We start from the raw sequence: 21,654 nt of genomic DNA on the forward strand, positions 1-21,654 counted from the left end.
CCGGCGCTCACGAGACGAGGGCGTCCAGGGAGATCAGCACGTCCCCCCGGAAGCAGAGCCGGTACGCGTCCCCGGAGCGGTCGTTGTTGAACGGCTCGGCCGTGATCGCGTAGTACTCGCACGTCACTCCTTCTCCCCGGGGCGGAGGATCGCCCACGGACGGATGGTACGGAACCTGACGGTCCGGCAGAAACCGCTGCACGGTCGCGCGGTCCTGGCCGACCCGGAGCGACGCGTAGTCCGCCGGGTCCAGCACGGCGCGGCCGGTGGAGTAGATCGTCCACGCGCGCAGGCCCGCGGTCAGCACCAGCGCGGTCGCCAGCGGCGCCAGGACGACCGCCGCCATCATCCGGCCCACCCGCCGGCGGGCGTGCCGCAGTTCGCGGGCCGGCGACACGACGACCGGCCCGGGTGGCGGAACGGCCGGCGCGCCGGACCGCGGCAGGGAGGCGGACACCTCGAAGCCCCCGCCCCCGCCCCCGCCTGCGGCGCACGGCCCGTGGTCGAAGGTGCCGCCCGCCAGCCGGACCCGCTCGGCCAGGCCGATCAGACCCCGGCCACCGCTCCCGGGCACGGCCCCCGGTGCCGACGACGGACGTGTTGACGACGGCAGGGGCGAGGACCGGAGGGGCGACGGCGCGAGGGCCGACGGTGACGGGCCGTTGGCCACCAGGACGCGGGCGCCGTCCGCCGAGTACGCGACCCGCACCTCCACCGGCGCCCCCGGCGCGTGCTTGGCAGCGTTGGTCAGCGCCTCCTGGACCACCCGGTACGCGGCGTGCTCGGCCGCCCGCGACAGGCCGTCCGGCTCGCCGGTCACGGTCAGCCGGACCTCCAGACCGGCCGCCGCCGCCTCGGCCACCAGCTGCGGGACACCCGCGTCGGCGGGACCCCGGGCGTCGTGCTCGTCGGCCTCGTCCCGCAGGATCCCGATCACCTCGCCGAGGCGCTCGACCGCTGCCGCCGCACCCGCCCTGATCTCCTGGGCCGTCTCGCGGTGCGGCCCGGCCAGGTCCGGCGCCAGCTTCAGGGCGCCGGCCCGCAGGGCGATCAGGCTCAGGTCGTGACCGAGGGCGTCGTGCATGTCCTGGGCGATCCGGGCCCGTTCGCGCATCCGGGCCTGCTCGGCCACCAGCCGCTGCTCACGTTCCAGGCGCTCCGCCCGCTCCCAGCCGGCCCGCACCAGCTCCTGCGACTGCCGCCAGAACCGGCCCACCATCCAGGGCGCCATCCCGGCGCAGACCAGCAGCGACACGAACGACGTCCCCGCCACCATCCACGCCGGCACCGCCACCGCGGCCAGCACCCCGGCGGCGACCAGGACGGCCAGCACCACCACCGCCGGGCGCGCCCGGTCCGTCCGCCGGCCGGCCAGGAAGGCCGCCCCGATCGCCGGCACCACCCACCAGGGGGCCACCGGGCTCAGCCCGATCCCGGCCGCCGCCACCGCCAGCAACCCCCGGTCCGCCCATCGCGCGCTCGTCCACATCCGCACGACCCTACGGAACACGCGGGGGCTGCGGATCTGTCGAAAGTCATGCCCGCACGCAGGAAGTCGGACCGGCGGACGCCCCCGGAAGCGATCAGGGACGGTGCGACGGAGGCCAGGGCGTGGCGCGGGGATCGGCGGTGGTGACGTGGTGGGGCTGCAGCGAGTCGAGGGTCCGGCGGAGCCTGCGCACGGCCGGGTGGTGCGGGCCTTCGCGGCGCTCACGGTCGAAGAGCAGCTGGAGCAGCCACGACCAGGCCGCCTCGGCCTCACCGAGCGCCGCGAGCAGTCCGCCGATCCGCTCGCGCAGGTCCAGCACCCGCTCCTGGTCGGTGTCCGGCCAGTCGGCGAGCAGCGCCCGGTACTCGGCGAGTGCCTCGGCCCCCCGGCCGAGCTGTTCGAGGCACTCGGCGGCCCGGTACCGGTACTCCACGGCCGCCCGGCCGCGCGGACCGCCCTCGGCGGTGGCGGCGAGCTGCCGGTACTCCGGGAGCGCCTCGCGGTGGCGCCGCTCCTGCAGGAGGGTGCGGGCGTAGATGGCCCGGACGGTGCCGGCCAGCCCGGAGCCGTCGCCGAGCTCGGCCCGGACCCGGGGCAGCAGCCGGGCGGCGAGGTCGATCACCTCGGCACGCCGTCCGGCGTCGACCAGGTCGGAGAGCCGGGCGCAAGCTGCCGCGAGGTCGCCCTCCACCGGGGAGACCGGACCGGGCGGGGCGAACGGGCCGGCCGGCGGCGGGCCCTGCGAGGTGGGCGGCATCGGCACGGCGGCCATCAGGAACGGCGACGGCTCGGCACGCGGCGGAGCGGGCGGCGCCGCTGGCACCGCCGCCCCACCCGGCTGCGGCGCGGGTTCCGCCGCCCGGGGCTGCGGCTGGAGCGGGTGCCGGTAGGGCCGGGACGGGTCGGGCAGCGCTCCGTACCGGGGCTGCGGCACCGGGACGGCGGCGGGAAGCAGCGGGAGCAGCCGCCCGTAGACCTCCTGCGCGTCGGCCGGACGCTCCTCGGGCCGCTTGGCGAGCAGGTCGAGGACCAGCCGCTCCAACGGCGCCGGCACCTCGGGGCGCAGCTCGCGCAACGGCACCGGCGGGTCGTCGACGTGACGGCGCAGCAGGCCCAGCGCGGTGGGTGCGCGGAACGGCCCCTCGCCGGCGAGCATCTCGTGCAGCAGGCAGCCGAGCGCGTACAGGTCGCTGCGCGGGTCGACGGTCGCGGCCAGGGCCTGCTCGGGGGCCATGTACGACGGGCTGCCGATCGGGACGCCGGTGAGGGTGAGGCGGGTGGCCTCGGGGTCGAGTGCGGTGGCGATGCCGAGGTCCAGCAGGACGGTCCGGCCGTCCTCACGGACCATCACGTTGCTGGGTTTCAGGTCACGGTGGACGACCGGCACCGCGTGGACGGCGGCCAGCGCGGTGCAGAGCTGCGCGGCCACGGCGACCGCACGCTCGACCGGGAACGGCGCGTCCTCGGCGATCAGGTCGGCCAGGCTGACGCCGGTGACCCGCTGCATGACGAGGTACAGCTCGCCGCCGTCCTCGCCGGCGTCGAAGACGGTGACGAGGCCCGGGTGGTCGAGGGCCGCGGTGGTGCGGCACTCGCGGAGGAAGCGGCGGCGGAGGTCGTCGCCGGGCGCGCGGTGGTCCCCGCCGCGCCCGGCGTCGGCCCCCGTGGCGGCGAGGAGCCGGTCGGGGCGGAGCAGTTTGACGGCGACCGGGCGGAAGAGCCGTTCGTCGTGGCCCGCCCAGACCTGGCCCATGCCGCCGTGGCCGATCTTCTCGGTGAGGCGGTAGCGGCCCCCGATCACCCGGGCCACCGTCACGGCCGGCCCTCGCGGGCCTGGCGGCGCAGCAGTTCGCCCAGCTCACGCAGTTCGTCGGAGGTCGCGGGGCCGGCGTCCGGGGCCGGCGCGGGCGGGTACGGCGCGGCGGCGGCGAACGGCTGGGCGGGGGTGCCGAACGGCTGGGCCGGAGTCCCGAACGGCGCCGGAGTGCCGAAGGGCTGGGCGCCGAAGGGCTGGGCGGGGGCGGTGAAGGGCCGGGCGGCCGTGGGCGCGGCGGGGGCCGGGTAGCCGTACGCCGGCTGGGCCGGGTAGGGGGCGGTGACGGCCTGCGGGGCGTAGTGACCGCCCGGCGCCGCCGGGTGCGGGCGGCCCGCCTCCCAGACCGCACGCCGGTCCATCACCAGGAAGTGCGCCGGCGGGACGAACCACATCAGCACCATCATCACCATGCCGACCGTGTCGGCGGTGGGGGCGCTGCCCTTGGGGCCGTTGCCGGCGACCCCGATCGCGACGATGTAGGCGAGGAAGAGCCCGGCGAAGGCGACCGCACCGACGATGTCGTACGCCCGGCGCCGGCGGACCGCCAGCAGCAGGGACGGCACCATGCCGAGCAGGCCGATCGAGAGCAGCGGGGCGAGCACCACCAGCACCCGGCCGAGCACCCCGTACGGGCCGGCGGGCCGCGGCCCGGACGGCACCGGGCCCATGGCGGTCGGCGGCCCGGGGTAGGGCACCGCGCCCGGTATGCCCCCGGCGGGCCCACCGCCAGGGAAGGCGCCGCCGGGCGGTGGGCCGAACTGCCCGGGGTACTGCCCTGACATGCGCGCTCCTGAGCGGGTGAGTACGGCGGCCGTCCGGGTCACGGAGCGACCCCGCACACCGTACCGCCCCCACCCGACGGGCCGGGATCCCTCGGACCGCCTCCGCAGCCCGGGCAGTGGACCTCCCACCCGCCCCGGTCTGCCGCGGCCGGTCCGCCGGACGGCACGTCAGGGGGTGTGCGGCGGCGCGGCCGTCCCGGTGGCGAGGGCGTCGGTGAGGGCCTGGGTGAGGACGCGGCCGAGCACGGCGGCCTGCTGCAGGGTGGTGTCGAACGCGGCGAGGCGGGCGAACGCCTCGCCGAGGCGCCGCTGTTCGGCGATCGGGAGGCGGGGCAGCTCGACGCGCCGGATGTCGAGGCGGGTCGTGGTGGAGGCGTGGCTGGCGGCCCGCCGGGTGGCCGCGGTGGAGCGGAGGTGGCCGGCCAGGAAGTGCGGGTCGAGGGCGTCCGGGTCGGGCCGGAGCAGGTGGAGCTGGCGACCCAGGGCCGCGCCGGCCGGCGGCCCCGCGGGGCCGACGACCCGGGCACCGGCCCCGCCGAGGGCCGGCACGACGACGTCGCCGGGCCTGGTCAGCGGGGGGCCGTCGGCGGTCGCGGCCGACCGGTCGAGAACGGCACCGGGCGGGGTACCGGCGGCGAGGTCCTGGTCGGTGAGCACGGGCGTGCCGGTCGGGTCGGCGTCGACCGGCCGGCCGGGTGCGCCGCTGCCGGAGGAGTACACCTCCAGGACGCCGGCCCGGACCAGCTCCCCCAGCGTGACGACCGCGCCGGTGCCCACGCCTGTGCCCGCCCCGGAACCGGCCCCGAAACCCGCTTCGGAGCCCGCTTCGGAGCCCGTCCCGAAGCCCGAGCCGGTCGGCTCCGGGAGCAGCGCGCCGGGGTCGCCCAGGGCGTCGAGCATCTCGGTCAGCCGGCCGCTGAGGTGGGACAGTTCGGCCGCGCCGCCGAGCGGGGCGGCGGGCGGGACGTGGCGGGTGGGCGAGAGGTCGGTCTCGTCGTCGAGCAGGTCGATCGCCGCCATGGTCCGGTACTCGCCGGGGCGGTCCGGGGGGAGCGGCAGGCTCTCACGGGCGGCGAGGTCGAAGGCGCGCCAGGCGTCCAGGACGGTCCGGTGCAGGTCGGGCCAGCGGACCTTGTCCCGGCCGCCCTCCGCGGTGTCGGCCGGGGAGGGCGGGGCGGAGGTCGCGTCCAGCAGCAGCACCTGCCGGAAGTCGTCCCCCGGGCGCGGGGCGCGCAGCACCCAGAGGTGCAGCGGCACGCCGTACGGGGGTGCGGCGCCGGCGGGGAGCGCGACGACGGCGCGCAGGGCGCCGCTGCGCAACAGTTCGGCCCGGACCCGGCGGCCTGCCCGGCGGGTCGCGACGGTCGGGGGGAGGAGGAGGGCCGCGAGGCCGCCCGGGCGGGTGTGGGCGAGGCAGTGCAGCACCCAGGCGAGTTCGGACTCGCCGCGCGGCGGCACGAGACCGCCGGGCCACCGGTGGTCGAACTGCAGCTCGTCGTGGCCCCAGTCCCGCTCGTTGTACGGGGGCTGGCAGAGCACCGCGTCGAAGGTGCGGCCGGGGTGGGCGTCGGCGCGCAGGGCGTCGCCGGCGCGCAGGTCGAGCGGGAGCGGCCCGGGGTCGGCGGCGGGCGTGTGCAGGGCGAGCCGGAGCCGGGCGAGCGCGGCGGTGACCGGGTCGGCGTCCTGGCCGTACCGGCCGGTGGTCGGGGGCAGGGCGAGCAGCAGCGCGCCGAGGCCGGTGGCCGGGTCCAGCACGGTGGCGGGCACACCGGCGACGGCGGCGAGCAGGCCGGCGGCCTCCGGCGGGGTCGGGCTGAGCTGCCGGGTGTTGGCCTCGGCGTAGCGGGTGAGCAGTTGCTCGAAGGCGGCGGGCGGTCCGGCCGCCGCGGAGAGTTCGGCGAGCAGGCGGGCGAGGTCCAGCTGGGTGGAGCCGAGCAGCCCGGGCAGGTGGAGGTCGGCGGCGCCGTGGGGGCCGAGGGCGGTGTCGGCCGCGTCGACCAGCGCGCGGGGCAGGCCGGTGGCGAGCCGGGCCTCGGACTGGGCGGCGAGTGCGGTCCAGCGACCCGGTTCGCGGTGGTGCAGCAGGAGGACGGCGCCGGCCTGGACCAGCGGGGCGGCGGGGTGGCCGGCGGGGTCGCGGAGGGTCTCGACCAGCCGCCAGACGCGTTCGAGCAGGGGCAGTTCGGCGATCTTGCCCTGGGCGCGGAGCCAGGTCTCGACCTCGGCGAGGGCGAAGGCCGGGCTGCTGTCGGTGCCGCCGACCGGTCGCGGGAAGTCGGGGTGCCGGCGGCGCCAGTTGCTGACGGCGGCCCGGCCCACCCCGGCCAGCCGGGCGATCTCGACGGCGGTCACCTCGGGACGGTCCGGCATGGGGGCTCCTTCGGCGACGGCCACGACTACTACGGCTACTACGGCCTCGGCGGCGCCGGGGCTGCGACGCGCGCGGGGGCGGGCTGGGCGGGGGCGGGCTGGGCGGGGCACCGGGCCGGCCGGTGTGATCACACAGCATAGCCAGCACCGACCTCCGAGCCGTTCACACGTGAACAGAGAGGTTCCACGAATCGTCGTTGACATTGTTCACAGTCAGTGGTGTGATTTCTCCTGTCACCGCCGCACCGGGCGGCACACCGGAAGACCAGGAGAGCCTCATGTCCACCACCCGTCGCACCGCCGCCCTGCTGCTCGGCGCCGTGCTCGTCACCCTGACCGCGACCGCCTGCGACGCCGGCGGCGGCGCCTCCGTCTCCACCGAGGCCAAGCAGACCGCCGCCGCGACGCCGGCCGCCGAGAGCGGCTCCGCCCCGGCCAAGCCGGCCGACGGTCAGCCCGCCGCCGAGAGCAAGCCGGCCGAGGCCGCCAAGGCGCCCGACGCGGCCAAGGCCCCCGCCAAGATCGGCGACACGATCGGGCTCAAGGGCAGCCTGGACAAGGGCAACACCGCCGACGTCACCGCGGTGAAGGTGGTCGACCCTGCCGAGAGCGCCAACGCGTACCTCAAGGCCGAGGACGGCAAGCACTACGTGGCCGTGCAGTTCCAGATCAAGCCGACCGGCTCGAAGACCTACAGCGAGGCGCCGTGGAGCAGCGCCAAGGTGGTCGACGCCCAGGGCCAGTCCTACGGCCCGACGCTCGCCGAGACCAAGGCCGGCCAGTCCTTCCAGACCCCGACCAACATCGCCGGCGGCGAGACGGGCAAGGGCTTCGTCGTCTTCGAGGTCCCGAACGGCACCAAGCTTGACAAGGTCCAGTTCTCCCTCGACAACGGCTTCGCCCAGCAGGTCGGCCAGTGGAAGATCGGCTGACGGCCCTGTGCACAGCCCCGCGGCGGCATCGGTCCGGGCCCGGCGGGCACGGCGCGAACGCGAACGGCGGCCCCGGGCGTCACCGCCCGAGACCGCCGCCCACCGGGGATCCCCGGCTACTGCTTCTTCGCCCCCGCCAGGTCGTCGAACATCGCCGACAGGAACTCCCGGCACCACGCCAGCAGCTCCCGCCCGACCAGCGGCTTGCCGCCGATCCGGCCCGTGGCCGGCCGCGGCACCAGCAGCAGCCGGGTGGACGCCTTCACCTGGCTCCGCGGGTAGAGCCGGTTCAGCCGCAGCTGCTGCGACTCCCTCAGCTCCACCGGACCGAACCGCACGTTGGAGCCCTGCAACGTGATGTCCGAGATCCCGCAACGCCGGGCGTACAGCCGCAGCGCCGCCACCATCAGCAGGTTCTCCACCGCGTCGGGCAGCTTGCCGTACCGGTCGACCAGCTCGTCCCGGACCTGCGTGATGTCCTCCTCCGAGTTGACCGCCGCGATCGAGCGGTACGCCTGGAGCCGCAGGCGCTCGCCGGGCGCGTAGTCGTGCGGCACGTGGGCGTCGACCGGAAGCTCGATCTTCACCTCCAGCGGCTCCTCCTCCGGCTCGCCACCGTTGGTCAGCGACTCCCGGAACTCGGCCACCGCCTCGCCGACCATCCGCATGTAGAGGTCGAAGCCGACACCCGCGATGTGCCCGGACTGCTCACCGCCGAGCAGGTTGCCCGCCCCGCGGATCTCCAGGTCCTTCATCGCGACGTACATGCCCGCACCCATCTCGGTGTGCTGGGCGATGGTCGCCAACCGCTCGTGGGCGGTCTCGGTCAGCGGCTTCTCCGGCGGGTACAGCATGTACGCGTACCCGCGCTCCCGCCCACGGCCCACCCGGCCGCGCAGCTGGTGCAACTGGGAGAGGCCGAAGGTGTCGCCGCGCTCGACGATCAGGGTGTTGGCGTTGGAGATGTCGATGCCCGACTCCACGATCGTGGTCGACACCAGGACGTCGAACTCCTTCTCCCAGAAGTCGACGACCACCTTCTCCAGCTGGGTCTCCCCCATCTGCCCGTGCGCGGTGGCGACCCGCGCCTCGGGCACGAGGTCCTTCAGCCGGGCCGCCGCCTTGTCGATCGACTCCACCCGGTTGTGGATGTAGAACACCTGGCCCTCGCGCAGGAGTTCACGCCGGATGGCGGCCGAGATCTGCTTCTCGTCGTACGGGCCGACGAACGTCAGCACCGGGTGCCGTTCCTCCGGCGGGGTGGTGATGGTGGACATCTCGCGGATCCCGGTGACGGCCATCTCCAGGGTTCGCGGGATCGGGGTGGCGGACATCGTCAGCACGTCCACGTTGGCCCGCAGCTTCTTCAGCTGCTCCTTGTGCTCGACGCCGAACCGCTGCTCCTCGTCGACGATGACCAGTCCGAGGTCCTTGAAGCGGGTCTCCGAGGAGAACAGCCGGTGGGTCCCGATGACCACGTCCACCGACCCCTCGAACAGGCCCTCCAGCACGGCCTTCGCCTCGGAGTCGCTCTGGAAGCGGGACAGCGCCTTCACCGTGACCGGGAAGTTGGCGTACCGCTCCGCGAAGGTCGAGAAGTGCTGCTGCACCAGCAGCGTGGTCGGCACCAGCACCGCCACCTGCTTGCCGTCCTGCACCGCCTTGAAGGCGGCCCGCACCGCGATCTCCGTCTTGCCGTAGCCGACGTCGCCGCAGATCAGCCGGTCCATCGGGACGGACTTCTCCATGTCCGCCTTGACCTCGGCGATGGTGGTCAGCTGGTCGGGCGTCTCCGCGTACGGGAAGGCGTCCTCCAGCTCGCGCTGCCAGGGGGTGTCCGGCCCGAAGGTGTGGCCGGGCGCGGCCATCCGGGCCGAGTACAGCTTGATCAGGTCCGCGGCGATCTCCTTGACCGCCTTCTTGGCGCGCTGCTTGGTCTTCGCCCAGTCCGCGCCGCCGAGCCGGTGCAGCGTCGGGGCCTCGCCGCCGACGTACTTGGTGACCTGGTCCAGCTGGTCGGTGGGCACGAAGAGCCGGTCGCCGGGGTGGCCCCGCTTGGCCGGCGCGTACTCCAGCACCAGGTACTCGCGGGTCGCGCCCTGCACGGTGCGCTGCACCATCTCGACGTACCGGCCGACGCCGTGCGCCTCGTGGACGACGTAGTCGCCGGCGGCCAGCGCCAGCGGGTCGATCGCGTTCCGGCGCCGGGACGGCATCCGCCGCATGTCCTTGGTCGAGGACTTCTGGCCGGACAGGTCGGTCTCGGTGATCACGGTCAGCTTGAGCGTCTCGTCGACGAAACCGTGCTCGATCGAGCCGCAGGCGACGTAGACCACGTCCCGGGTCGGCGCCTCCGCGAGGTCGGCGACCAGCCGGGCCGGGATGCCCTCGTTGCCGAGCACCTCGGCGAGGCGGCTCGCCGGTCCGTGCCCCTCCGTCACCATGACGACCCGCCAGTCGGCGGCCAGCCTCTCCTTGGCGTCGGCGATCGCCCGGGCGGTGTCGCCCCGGTACGCCTCGACCGCGTGCATGCCCAGCGTCAGGGTGTTGGCGTCGAACTCCAGCACCTCGTGCACCGAGGACTCGCTGGTGGCGAACGGGCTGACCGACCACCAGGGCAGCCCGATCTCGGCGGCGTGCTCGCGCACCTCGGCGAGTGAGCGCAGCGAGGCGGCCGAGACGTCGATCGCCTCCAGGTCGATCGGCCGGTCCCCGCCGGCCGCGGCCGCCACCCATGAGGCGTGCAGGAACTCCTGGCTGGTCGCCACCAGGTCGGCGGCCCGGGTGCGGACCCGCTCCGGGTCGCAGACCACCGCGACCGAGCCGAGCGGCAGCACGTCCAGCAGCAGCTCCATGTCGTCCACCAGGACGGGCGCCAGCGACTCCATGCCCTCGACCGCGATGCCCTCGGCGATCTTGTCCAGGATCTCGGCCAGCCCGGGGTGGTCGGCCGCCAGCGCGGCGGCCCGGGCCCGGACCTCGTCGGTCAGCAGCAGCTCCCGGCAGGGCGGCGCCCAGAGGCCGTGCTCGGCGATCTCCAGCGACCGCTGGTCGGCCACCTTGAAGTAGCGGACCTCCTCGACGTCGTCGCCCCAGAACTCCACCCGCAGCGGGTGCTCCTCGGTCGGCGGGAAGACGTCCAGGATGCCGCCGCGCACCGCGAACTCGCCGCGCTTCTCGACCAGTTCGACCCGGGAGTAGGCGGCGCCGGCGAGCTTGCGGGCCACCTCCTCCAGGTCGTGCGACTCGCCCCGCAGGACGGCCACCGGCTCCAGTTCGGCCAGCCCCTTCACCTGGGGCTGGAGCACCGAACGGACCGGCGCCACGATCACCTGCACCGGACCGGCCGCCGGGTCGTCCGCGCGGGGGTGCACGATCCGGCGGAGCACCGCCAGCCGGCGGCCCACGGTGTCCGAACGGGGCGAGAGCCGCTCGTGCGGCAGTGTCTCCCAGGCGGGGTACTCGGCGACCGCGTCCGGCGGCAGCAGCGAACGCAGCGAGGCGGCGAGGTCCTCGGCCTCCCGGCCGGTGGCGGTGACGGCCAGCACCGGGCGGCCCCGCTCCCCCGCGGCCTGCCCGGCGAGCGCGCGGGCCAGCGCGGCGATCGCGAACGGCCGGGCGGCGGGCGGCCCGACCAGGTCGAGGTGGCGGCGGCCTCCGGCCGCGGTGCCGGTGGCGGTCGCGGCCTCGATCGCCTCGGCGAGCGCCGCGTCCCGCGCGACGACATCGAGCAGTCCGGTCAGGCTCATCTGGAGTCTCTTCTTCGTCCCGTGGCTGGTGCTGCCCCGGGGCCTCGAAGGCCCGCCCGGGCAACGCGAACGGCCCGGCGCGCCGAGCGGCCGGGGGTCTCCAGACTACGCCGCGCGGCAGACGCGCACGCGGCGCACGGCCGGGGGTCGCGACCGGCCCTCACCGGACGCCGTCCCGACGGCGTTCGGACGGAGCCGGGGGCGTCGACGGGGGCGTCGACGGTCCGGATCCGGAACGGGGGCCGCCCGACGGCCGGGCGCGGACGAACCACCGGCCGCACGCTGCCGCTCCGGCTGTTTCGCCGCATTGTTCCCTCGCCGTCGCGATCTGCCACGAACTGGACATACTCCTGTCACTGCCCGTCCATGGAGATCGCGCACCATGGTGAATGTGCCCGCCGCACCCAACCGTGGGGGATGGCTGCGGAAGGCACGGTCGCACACCCGATGGGGGTCGGGAGTGCGAGGCCGGGCGACCCTGGGTGGGGGCGCCCGCCCAAGCGCCGGGAACCGTGGCGCCCTTTCCTGGAGGGCGCCACGGGTCTCGGCCTCCAGTGTTTCGGGGGTCCGCAGGCCGCGACCGTCTGCGAGTCCGCTCCCCGGCTCCGCTCCCCGTGGCCGCTCCCCGCGTCCTCTCCCCGGAACCGTTCACCAGCCGCTTCCGGGCCGTTGCGAGCGACGTGCGGCGCCTCCTCCCGGCGGGACCGCTCCGCGATCCGCCCCGGAGGGCCACCTTCCGTACCTCCCGGCGCGATGCCGGGAAAACCCACGCGGTCCGGCGCCGCTCCCTACCCTGTGGTGAAGACCGTGTGGGGACGCCCGGAGGGGCCCAGGGGCGTCGCGATGGAGGGGGTTCTTCGTCATGCGCGTTGTCATCGCAGGCCAGGGCTACGTGGGACTGCCACTGGCGGTCCGCGCCGCCGAGGTCGGGCACCGGGTGGTCGGCTACGACGTGGACGAGCGCCGGATCAAGCGGCTGGCCGTCGGCGAGTCGTACGTCGAGGACATCCCCGCCGAGCGGCTGCGGCCGCTGCTGGAGAACGGAAGCTACCTGCCCTCCGCCGATCCGTCCGACGTGGCGGGCTTCGACATCGCGGTGATCACCGTGCCGACACCGCTGCGCGACGGCGCGCCCGACCTCTCCTACATCGAGGCCTCGGCCGCCCTGCTCGCCCAGCACCTGAAGCCGGGGGCGACCGTCGTCCTGGAGTCGACCACCTACCCGGGCACCACCGAGGAACTGCTCGCGCCGCTGCTGGAGGAGGGCTCCGGGCTGACCGCGGGCCGGGACTTCCACCTCGGCTACAGCCCCGAGCGGATCGACCCGGGCAACCCGACCTGGCGGCTGGAGAACACCCCGAAGGTGGTCTCCGGGATCGACCCGGCGGCGCTGGCCGCGGTCGAGGGCTTCTACGGCGAGCTGGTCGACCGGACGGTGCCGGTCTCCTCCTGCAAGGAGGCCGAACTGACCAAGCTGCTGGAGAACACCTTCCGGCACGTGAACATCGCGCTCGTCAACGAGCTGGCGATGTTCGCGCACGACCTCGGGATCGACGTCTGGGAGGCCATCGACGCGGCCTCCACCAAGCCGTTCGGCTACCTGCGCTTCACTCCCGGGCCCGGCGTGGGCGGACACTGCCTGCCGATCGACCCGTCCTACCTGTCCTGGCGGGTGGAACGGGCGCTCGGCCAGTCGTTCCGGTTCGTCGAGCTGGCCAACGACGTCAACAGCCACATGCCCGACTACGTGGTCCGGCGGCTCGCCGAGGCACTCAACGAGCGGCAGCGTTCCGTCAAGGGCTCCCGGGTGCTGCTGCTCGGGCTCGCCTACAAGAAGAACACCGGCGACGCCCGGGAGACCCCGGCCGCCAGGGTCGCCGAGCTGCTGGTCCGGATGGGCGCCGAGGTCCGGGCCGCCGACCCCCACGTGGTGGTCGGGGTGCACGTGCCCGAGCCGGTGATCCCCGGCCAGCGCGCGGCCGAGCACGACCGGCACGGCGACCCGTTCGCCGCCGTCCACCGGGTGGAGGCGAGCCCGGAGGAGCTGGCGGCGGCGGACGCGGTGGTCCTGCTCGCCGACCACGACGAGTTCGACTACGAGGCGGTCGCCACGCACGCCCGGTACGTCCTGGACTGCCGGCGCCGGCTGACCGGCGCCACGGTCGAGGTGCTCTGACTCCGACCCGTCGCGGCGGGCACCGCCCTGCGCACGGTCGTCCGCGGCTCGGCGGGGAGCCCCGATCGCGTACGGGCCGACGGACCGCAGGCCCCGGTGCCCGGTGGGGCGCTCGGGGCCTGCGGTCCGTCGGGGCCGGGGCGGGGCCGGGGCCGAAGCCGGGGCCGGGGCCCCGGGGAAGCCTCCCCCGACCGGTGTCGCACCAGAGTCAGCGGCGACGGTAGGAGACGGTGTTGGGCGTGGCGTAGCCGCTGCCGTCGTCGACGATCACGATCTTGGGGATGATCCGCGTCTCGTCCTCGACCGGCTGCCCGGCGCCCGCCACCGCGTCCTCGACCGCCGACGCCTCCGGGGGCGAGGCCGGCCGGGGAGGCACCGGACCGGTGGCCACCGGCGCGTCCACCGGTCCCGGGGTGACCCGGAGCACCGCCGTCGCCTCACCGACGGCCGGTGCCGTGACGGGGACGGGAACGGGCTCGGTCGACGCCGCCGGGACCACCGGGGTGTCGTCCTTGCGCAGGTTGGCGACCGGCAGCGGGATCTCCCCGGTGTCCGCGTCCGGGTCCACCACCGGGGCGTCCGCGGGGACGTCCGCGGGGGCGTCCGCCAGGACGACGGCCGCGCCGTCGGCCGGAGCGCCGAAGCGGCCGTCGTCGGCACCGCCGTCCGCCCGGACGCCCGCGGCCAGGGCCGCACCCGCCAGGGACCTGGCCCCGGGCTCGATCGCCCCGACCGCCGCGCCGGTGAGCGAGGCCAGGGTCCCCTTGATGTGGTCGAGGTGCTGCTGCACCGTCTCCAGCCTGGTCGCGAACTCGCGCTGCTCGCGCTCGCTCGCCGCGTTGATCCGCTCGGCCTCGCGCCGGGCCTGCTCGATCAGCTGGTCCGCCCGGGCCTGGGCCTCGGCGTCGGCCTGCTTGATCTGGCCGAGCACGGTCTCCCGGTGCTGCTCGGCCTCCTTGAGCCGCCGCTCGGCGGTGGCCGAGACGGCCGCGTCCTCGGTGTCGGCCTTGGCCTGGGCCTCGGCGAACGTCTCGTCGGCCTTGCGGCGCAGCTCGGCCAGCTTGGCCTCGGCCCGCTCGGAGGCCTCCGCCGCCGCGACCCGGACCTTGGCCGCATGGGCGGTGGCGGAGTCGCGGACGGACCGGACCTCGCGGTCGGTGTCGGCCCGGATCGCCTCGGCCTCGGCCCGGGTGCGCTCGTCGGTGCGCCGGGCGGCCCCGTCGGCGTCGGTCCGGGTGGTGGTGGCGTACTCCTTGGCGGCGCGGTCGAGCGCCTGGCCGGCCTCGTAGACCTCGTCGCGGAGGTCCTCGGCGTGGCGCTCGGCCTTCTCGCGGACGGCCAGGGCCTCGTTCTCGGCGGTCCTGGCCAGACCGGCGGCCTGGTCGCTGAGCACCTGGTAGTCCGGCTCCGGGGCGTCGGCGGCGGCCTGCTGGATCTCGGCCAGGCGGCGTTCCATCTCCCGGATCCCGGCCCCGAGCACGCTCAGCCGTTCCCACGACTCGTCTCGCCGGGCGGTGAGTGCGGTCAGGGCGCGGTCGACCTGCTCGGGCGCGTAACCGCGCCGGGCAACGGTGAAGCCGTACTGGGGGACGGCGTCGCTCATGGGCTCTTCCCCTCGTGTCGCGGGCTGCGGAGCCCATGATCGGACGGATCGGCCTGTTCCGGAACCGGGTCGGGAGATCCGGTCAGGAATCAGGCATCGAACGGATCGAAACGTACCGAGGGTGGCCGGTTGCGACCATCCTCTTGACCTATTTTGCGCAGATCGTGGCGAAACCCCAACGAAGCAGAGCCGCACCAGCACGCCGAAGGGGTCGCTCCGAACACCGGAACGACCCCTCCATCTGCACGGATCCGCGACGGCCCGCTAGAGCAGGCCGTCCCAGAACTGCTCCAGCAGCACGGCCCACCAGGTGTCCGCGGACTGGAGCGCAGCCGGGTCGATCGCGGCGAGCTGAGCCTGGAAGTCGGTGGTCCAGCGACCGGCCTGATCCGGGGTCAGCCCGTACCGCAGCCGCCACATCCGGCCCAGCAGGGCCATCGAGCGGACGAACTCCGGTACACCCGTGTTGACGAATCGGGGCGGCTCCCCGGTTCCTTCGAGATCCACCGCGACCACGTGCGCTGTGCCGTATTGCACACAGAGCTGGCGGCCGTAGTCGTTGCCGAGCACCAGGTAGCCGCCGAAGTCGGGGCCGCCCGGCAGGCCGCGTTCGGCGGCCAGCTCGGAGAGCGTCGGGATCGGGCGGCCCTCCTGGGCCTGCGCCCAGAAGAACGGACCGAACTCTCGCGGCAGGCCCGCCCACATCAGGGTCTGCGCCACCGGCTCGGGGACGCCCTGGCGGGCCACCGCGCGCTGCTCGAAGTGGAACACGTTCGGACCGAAGGCCTGGCCGAGTTCCTGTCCGAGCTGCTGCGGCGGGAGCGGCGGCAGCACCGGGACGGTGCCCGGGGCGGGCAGCGGCACCCGGAACGGCCGGACCCGCTGCGGACCGGAGGCCAGCTGGTGCAGCTCGTCCAGGTGGTCCAGCAGCTGGGCCATCCCGGCCTGCCGGGAGTGGTGGTCACGGCCGTAGTCGGCGGTGTGGGTGAGCCGGACGTTCGGCCAGGAGGCCGCGATCATCCGGTTGCAGTACCCGCCGGGCAGATCGCACGCCTCCAGCTCGGTGTAGAGCTCCAGCACCTGCTCCGGCGGCACGTTCAGCCGGCGGAGGTCCTGGAGGATCTTCCACTCGGGGTGCGGGGTGCCGGGCTCGCTGCGGTGCAGCAGCTTCTGCTCCGAGCCGTCCGGCCCCCGGTAGCTGAGCGCGGCGAAGTAGCCGGGGCCGACCGCCGGCACCCCGGGCGGCACCGGGGCCCCCGGCGGCGGTCCGGGCACCGCGGCGGGCGGGACGGGAGCCGGCGGCACCGGCGGCCCGGCCGGGGCCGGTGCGGGCGCCTGCGCGGCGGGGGCGGGCGCGCCGGGGTAGCCGTACCCGGCTCCGGCCGGGCCACCCGGACCGGGCGGCGGCGGGACGGCGGGGCCGCCGGACGGCGGGGTTCCCGGGTCGGCGGGGAGCCCGCCGAGCAGTGCGGGGTCGATCGCGCCCGCCAGCTGGGTGCGCTCGTACGCCACGCCGCCGGCCGGCTGGGCGGGGGCGCCGGGCGGCCCGGCCGGGGCGTCGCCGCCGCGCAGGGCCCCCGGGGGCGGGGGCGGCGGGGTACTGCCCGCACCTCGGCCGCCGGGGCCGGCTCCGGGGCCGGACGCGGCCGGGCCGGAACCGCCGCGGAGCCCCGCGGGCGGGGGCGGCGGCGGGGCCGACGCCGGGTTGCGGCCGACGGCGCCGGGGGCGGGAGCGCCGGGCGCAGGGGCACCGGGTGCGCCGGAAGCGCCCGGGCCGCCGCGCAGCCCCACGGGCGGGGGCGGCGGCGGGGCCGAGGCCGGGTTGCGGCCGCGGGCGCCCTGCGGCCCGTCGGCGGCGGGGCCGACGGGCGGCGGTACGGGAGCGCCGGGCCCGGGCGCACCCGGCAGACCGGCCAGACCCGGGACACCGTCGGGCGAGGCCAGCATCGTCGGGGCGTGCTCGACGGTGGGGCCGGCCCCCGGAGCGGAGTACGGAGGCACCGGGGCACCGGGGGCGCCCGGCGCGGGCGCGCCGGGCAGGCTGCCCAGACCGGGGAGACCTCCGGGCGGGGCGAGCACCGTCGGCGCCGGCTCCACGGCCGGACCGGACGGCGGCACCGCGGCGCCGGGCCCGGGCGCACCCGGCAGACCGGCCAGACCGGGGAGGCCCCCGGGCGGGGCGAGCACCGTCGGCGCCGGCTCCGCGGCCGGACCGGACGGCGGCACCACCACCTGCAGGCCGCCCTCGGGCAGCAGCACGGTGGCCGCCTCCGAACCGGCGCTGGGCGCGCCGGGCAGGCCCGCGCCGTTGGTGCGCAGCCCCTCGGGCAGCAGCACGGTGGCCGCCTCGGCCCCCGCGGCGGACACCGGCGCGTCGGCCGGGTCGTCGAACACGGGCGGCGGGGCGAGCATGGTCGGGGCGTCCCCGGCGGGCCGCTCGGAGACCGGCGGCGTGGTCAGGACGGCGGGCGCCGGCCCGTGCTCGGCGCCCACCGGAGCCGACGGCGCGGGCAGCACCGGCGGCACGACGGGCACGACGGGCTCGGCGGGCGGCACCGGCTCGGCGGGCGTACCCAGCCGCTCCGCCTCGGCGACGAGCGCCGCCGCACCGGCCTCCTGCAGCCACTGCGGCGGGCTGAGCAGGAAGGACGTCGCCTCGACCGGCCCCGGCGTCGGCCGGGCCGCCCCGGCCGGGTTGGCCGCGACCGGCCGGCCGTAGGCCTCCTCGTACTGCCGGACCACCTCGTTGACCGGCAGCGCGGGCCAGAGCGTGCTGGCGCCGGAGTCCCGGGCGATCACCAGCCGTGCCTCGCCCTCGGATCCGGTCGCACCGGCCCCGGACCGGCCCGCGGAGTCCGCGCCCCCGCCGGGCTGGACCGCCCAGCAGACGAAGCCCAGGTCGAACTCCCGGACCCGCACCTCGCGCTGCCGCTCCTGCGGCACCCCGCCGTTGATCCACTCCTCGGCGAGCTCCTGCGCCTGCGCGTACGTCACCACGCCCGGTTCACCCCTGTCCCCTTCGTCCCCGCTTGTTCCGCACCTTCGACCACCGGTACCGGGGCCGGCCCCGGCCGCGCCACCGCCGCCACGTCAGCCCACCGGGACGGCGCGCGCGAACCCGCCGTCCACCATGAGCTCGGCGACCGTCTCCAGCTCCGGCGGGCTCCCGGCCAGCCGGAGCAGGAAGGCGTCGAAGTCTTCGCCGCAGGGCAGCAGCAGCCGGCCGGCCCGGTCCTCCGGCGACTCGGCGGCGCCGTTGTCGCGGGCGTCGTCGTAGAGGCAGAACCAGACCGAGCCGGTCCGCTCGCCGCGCACCTTGAGCGCCACGATGCCACCCTGCGCGTAGGCGATGCCCAGGTAGTCCTTGGTGAGGTGGTCACGCAGGCACTTGTTGGCGTAGACGACGTCCTCGGTGCCGTACTCCTCGCTGAGCGTCAGGAACGGCTGGTCGAGCAGCAGCCCCAGCTCCGGGTCGAGCGCCACCCCGACCGGGGCGTGGCCGCCGCCGAGCTTGAGGAAGGTCCGGTAGGCGCCGGGCAGCCGGTAGCCGAGGCGCTCCTCGGCGCGCTGCACCAGGTCCTCGGTGACGCCGATCGGGTCGCCGCCGTCCTTGGCGAGCGAGAAGTGCACCGGCCGCTTCTCCTGGAGCGGCCGGGTGCCGCGCCGGAAGTGGTCGGCGGAGGAGGTGGCCAGGCCGCCGTGGTGCCGCAGCAGGGCCTTGACCTCGACCGGGACCAGTTCCATCCGGCGCCAGCCGGGGGCCGCCAGGCCGACCGCGTGGTGCCAGGTCCAGCCGGGCGGAGTGGCGACGGCGGTCTCCAGGTCGGCCCAGAGCGGGTGGCCCTGGGTGAACAGCGCGGCGTTGGCCGACACGTAGTCGGTCAGCCTCAGCTCGTCGACGCCGAAGCCGACGGGCGGGTCGGCGACCTCGGCCGCCGCGGCGGCGTACGGGCCGAAGTCCGGGTAGCCGTACTCGTCCACCTGGACCCCGGCGGGGTGCCGCTCCGCGCGGACCGGGTCCGGGAACTGCACCACCTGACCTGCGTACGCCGCGTTCGGTGCGGCGGCGACGCTGGGCCGACCTGTCGTCATCTGGGAGCCCCCACTGGCTGCTGCAAATTCTCGGTGCGCTTGTTGGACACCAGGGTAGGGGGTGCGTCCCGGCCGCGGTCCCCCGCCCGGGGAGACCGGGACGGGACCAGGACAGGACGGGGGCCGGACCGGGTTCAGGCCGCCAGTGCCTTGGCCAGCGCCTCCACCACGCGTTCCTGCTGCGCCTCGCCGATCTGCGGGTAGAGCGGCAGCGTCAGCAGTTCACGCGCGGCCCGCTCGGCGACCGGGAACGCCCCCTCGCCGTGGCCGAGGTGCCGGAACGCGGGCTGGAGGTGGACCGGGACGGGGTAGTGGACGCCGGCGCCGATGCCGGCCGCGTTCAGGGCGCCGAGCAGCGCGTCACGGTCCCGGCCGGCGCCGACCCGCACCGCGTACAGGTGCCAGACGTGCTCGTTGCCGGGGGCGGTACGCGGCGGGGTGATCCCGTCCAGGCCGGCCAGCAGCCGGTCGTACCGCTCGGCTGCGGCCCGGCGGGCCTCGTTCCAGGCGGGCAGCCGGCGCAGTTTGGCCCGGAGCACGACGGCCTGCAGCGCGTCCATCCGGGAGTTGAAGCCGAAGCGCTCGTGCACGTACTTGCGCGCGGAGCCGTGGTCGCCGATCAGCCGGACCGCGGCGGCCAGTCCGTCGTCATCGGTGACGACGCCGCCCGCGTCGCCGTACGCGCCCAGGTTCTTGCCGGGGTAGAAGCTGGTCGCGGAGATCCGGCCGTGGAACGCCCGGCCGTGCTGCCGGGCGCCCTGGGACTGCGCGGCGTCCTCCACGACCGGCCGGTCTCCGGCCAGGTCGAGCAGCGGCGCCATCGGGGCGAGCTGGCCGTTGAGGTGGACGGGCAGCAGCGCGACCGCGTCCGGCAGGACGTCGGCGACCCTCGCCGGGTCGATCAGCAGGTGGTCGGGGTCGGCGTCGACCAGGACCGGGCGCAGTCCGGCCCGCTGGACGGCCTCGGCGGTGGCCACGAACGTGTTGGCGGGCAGCACCACACCGCCGCCGGGCGGGAGGTCGAGGGCGCGCAGGGCCAGTTCGAGGGCGTCGGTGCCGTTGGCGGCGCCGACGCAGTGCCGGGTACCGGAGAAGGCGGCGTACTCCTCCTCGAAGCCGGTCACCTCGGGGCCCTTGACGTAGCCGCCGCCGGCGAGCACCCGGTCGAAGCCGGCCCGGACCTCGGCTTCGACCTCGGCGTGCGCGGCCCTGAGGTCGACGAGCGGTACGGGCTGGTCGGTGGTCATCGTGGTCTCCCCTGGGCCGGTCGGACATGGGAACGGTCGGAACGCGGGAACGGGCCTGGACACGGGAACGGGCCTGGCCGGAGCGGGCGGCGTCGGGAGGGCGCCGTCGGGCGGGCGCCGTGGAACCGGCCCGGTGGAACGGCGGGCGGGCGTCCGGGCCCACGAGCCGCTCGCCCGGCCCGCTCAGCCGAGCGCGGTCCGCAGGGCCCCGACCACCCGGTCCTGCTGCTCCTCGGTCAGCGCGTGGTAGAGCGGCAGGATCAGCGAGCGCCGGGTGAGCAGTTCGGTGGCGGGCAGCGGCACCCGGGCGGTGCCCTCGTACGGGGCCTCCAGGTGGGCCGCCATGATGCCGCGCCGGGCGGAGACGCCGGCCTCGGCGAGCCGGGCGAGCAGCTCGGCACGGTCGGGGGCGCCGTCCGGCGGCAGCACCCAGCAGGACTGGTAGTTGGTGGTGCCGTGCGGCGGGTCGTCGACCAGCCGGAGTCCGGTCCCGGCCAGCAGCTCCCGGTAGCGCCCGGCGAGTTCGCGCCGCCGCGCGACCATGGCCGGCAGCTTGCGCAGCTGCACCAGGCCGACGGCGGCCTGGATGTCGGTCATCCGGTAGTTGAAGCCGATCTCGTCGTAGGTCTCCAGCAGGTTCGCCCCGCCGGCCGCCGCGTGCCGGTCGGCGGCGGAGACGCTCATCCCGTGCTCGCGCAGCCGCCGCAGCCGGGCGGCCAGTTCGCCGTCCCGGCAGGTGACCATGCCGCCCTCGCCGGTGGTGAGCAGCTTGCGCGGGTGGAACGAGTACGCGGCGATCGCGGCCGTGCTGCCGACGGGCCGGTCCCGGTACACCGAGCCGGCCCCGCAGGCGGCGTCCTCGACCACGGTGATGCCGCGCGGTCCGGCGACGGCCCGGACGGCGTCCAGGTCGACCGGGACGCCGCCCTGGTCGACCACGACCACCGCCCTGGTCCGCGGGGTGAGCAACGGTTCGACGGTGGCGGCGGTGAGGTTGCCGGTGGCCGGGTCGACGTCGGCGAAGACCGGCACCGCACCGACGTAGGTGACGGCGTTGGCGGTGGCGACGAAGGAGAGCGACGGAACGACCACCTCGTCCCCCGGCCCGACGCCGGCGCCGGTCAGCGCCAGGTGGAGGGCGGTGGTGCAGGACGAGACCGCGACGGCGTGCTCGACCCCGAGGTGCTCCGCGAAGGCCCGCTCGAACTCGGCGACCCGGGGGCCCTGGGCCACCCAGCCGGAGCGGACGGCCTCGGCGGCGGCCTCGGCCTCCTCCTCGCCGAGCCAGGGGATCATGACGGGGATGGTGGACACAGGTGTACTCCGAACTGCCGTGCGGTCACGGCGGGGAGGAGCCCGCAGGAGCGGTGGAGCGGCCCCGGCGGCGGGCCCCGGCGG

12 protein-coding genes are annotated in these 21,654 nt (G+C 76.1%); 2 read left to right on the forward strand and 10 right to left on the reverse strand.

From position 1 onward, the window contains the following. Positions 1-7 precede the first annotated feature (7 nt). The 4 genes from PUR56_RS04450 to PUR56_RS04465 form a co-directional block, all read right to left on the reverse strand. Positions 8-1,489 carry a sensor histidine kinase gene (locus tag PUR56_RS04450; protein ID WP_329947921.1) on the reverse strand — a complete coding sequence of 494 codons (1,482 nt, stop codon included), beginning with the start codon at positions 1,487-1,489 and terminating at the stop codon, positions 8-10. A gap of 94 nt (positions 1,490-1,583) precedes the next feature. Further along, on the reverse strand, positions 1,584-3,305 hold the full coding sequence (locus PUR56_RS04455; RefSeq protein ID WP_329947922.1) for a protein kinase domain-containing protein: 1,722 nt from the start codon (positions 3,303-3,305) through the stop codon (positions 1,584-1,586). Further along, positions 3,302-4,087, reverse strand: a complete 786-nt coding sequence (locus tag PUR56_RS04460; protein ID WP_329947923.1) for a hypothetical protein — start codon at positions 4,085-4,087, stop codon at positions 3,302-3,304. Before PUR56_RS04460 ends, PUR56_RS04455 begins: the two co-directional genes overlap by 4 nt. 168 nt (positions 4,088-4,255) lie before the next feature. Further along, the gene (locus PUR56_RS04465; RefSeq protein ID WP_329947924.1) at positions 4,256-6,457 is read right to left on the reverse strand and encodes an N-6 DNA methylase; all 2,202 of its coding nucleotides are present in this window, start codon (positions 6,455-6,457) and stop codon (positions 4,256-4,258) included. Between the two features lie 278 nt (positions 6,458-6,735). Here PUR56_RS04465 and PUR56_RS04470 point away from each other — a divergent pair, with 278 nt between their 5' ends. Beyond that, positions 6,736-7,389 (forward strand): DUF4352 domain-containing protein, encoded by a 654-nt coding sequence (locus PUR56_RS04470; protein WP_329947925.1) that lies wholly within the window; start codon positions 6,736-6,738, stop codon positions 7,387-7,389. A gap of 116 nt (positions 7,390-7,505) precedes the next feature. Here PUR56_RS04470 and mfd read toward each other — a convergent pair whose 3' ends face one another. Next, positions 7,506-11,138: a transcription-repair coupling factor gene (mfd, locus tag PUR56_RS04475; RefSeq protein WP_329947926.1), complete on the reverse strand. Its 3,633-nt coding sequence runs from the start codon at positions 11,136-11,138 to the stop codon at positions 7,506-7,508. A gap of 862 nt (positions 11,139-12,000) precedes the next feature. Here mfd and PUR56_RS04480 point away from each other — a divergent pair. Then, a complete protein-coding gene (locus tag PUR56_RS04480; protein ID WP_329947927.1) occupies positions 12,001-13,314 on the forward strand; it encodes a nucleotide sugar dehydrogenase in 1,314 nt (437 codons plus the stop codon). 208 nt (positions 13,315-13,522) lie between these two features. On the opposite strand, the gene PUR56_RS04485 is transcribed toward PUR56_RS04480, so the two are convergent. From PUR56_RS04485 to PUR56_RS04505, 5 genes are all read right to left on the reverse strand, one after another. Beyond that, on the reverse strand, positions 13,523-14,917 hold the full coding sequence (locus tag PUR56_RS04485; protein ID WP_329947928.1) for a hypothetical protein: 1,395 nt from the start codon (positions 14,915-14,917) through the stop codon (positions 13,523-13,525). Positions 14,918-15,181: 264 nt separating this feature from the next. After that, complete coding sequence (locus PUR56_RS04490; protein ID WP_329947929.1) at positions 15,182-17,914, reverse strand: SUKH-4 family immunity protein; 2,733 nt, start codon at positions 17,912-17,914, stop codon at positions 15,182-15,184. Positions 17,915-18,007: 93 nt separating this feature from the next. Then, the gene (locus tag PUR56_RS04495; RefSeq protein WP_329947930.1) at positions 18,008-19,009 is read right to left on the reverse strand and encodes an SMI1/KNR4 family protein; all 1,002 of its coding nucleotides are present in this window, start codon (positions 19,007-19,009) and stop codon (positions 18,008-18,010) included. A 134-nt stretch (positions 19,010-19,143) separates the two neighbouring features. Then, the gene (locus tag PUR56_RS04500; protein ID WP_329880014.1) at positions 19,144-20,256 is read right to left on the reverse strand and encodes a DegT/DnrJ/EryC1/StrS family aminotransferase; all 1,113 of its coding nucleotides are present in this window, start codon (positions 20,254-20,256) and stop codon (positions 19,144-19,146) included. A 183-nt stretch (positions 20,257-20,439) separates the two neighbouring features. Further along, entirely contained in the window at positions 20,440-21,552 is a 1,113-nt protein-coding gene (locus PUR56_RS04505; protein WP_329947931.1) for a DegT/DnrJ/EryC1/StrS family aminotransferase, read from the reverse strand. Positions 21,553-21,654: the final 102 nt, after the last annotated feature.

Origin of the sequence: Streptomyces sp. BE303 (assembly GCF_036290945.1) — a bacterium.
Classification (GTDB): domain Bacteria; phylum Actinomycetota; class Actinomycetes; order Streptomycetales; family Streptomycetaceae; genus Kitasatospora.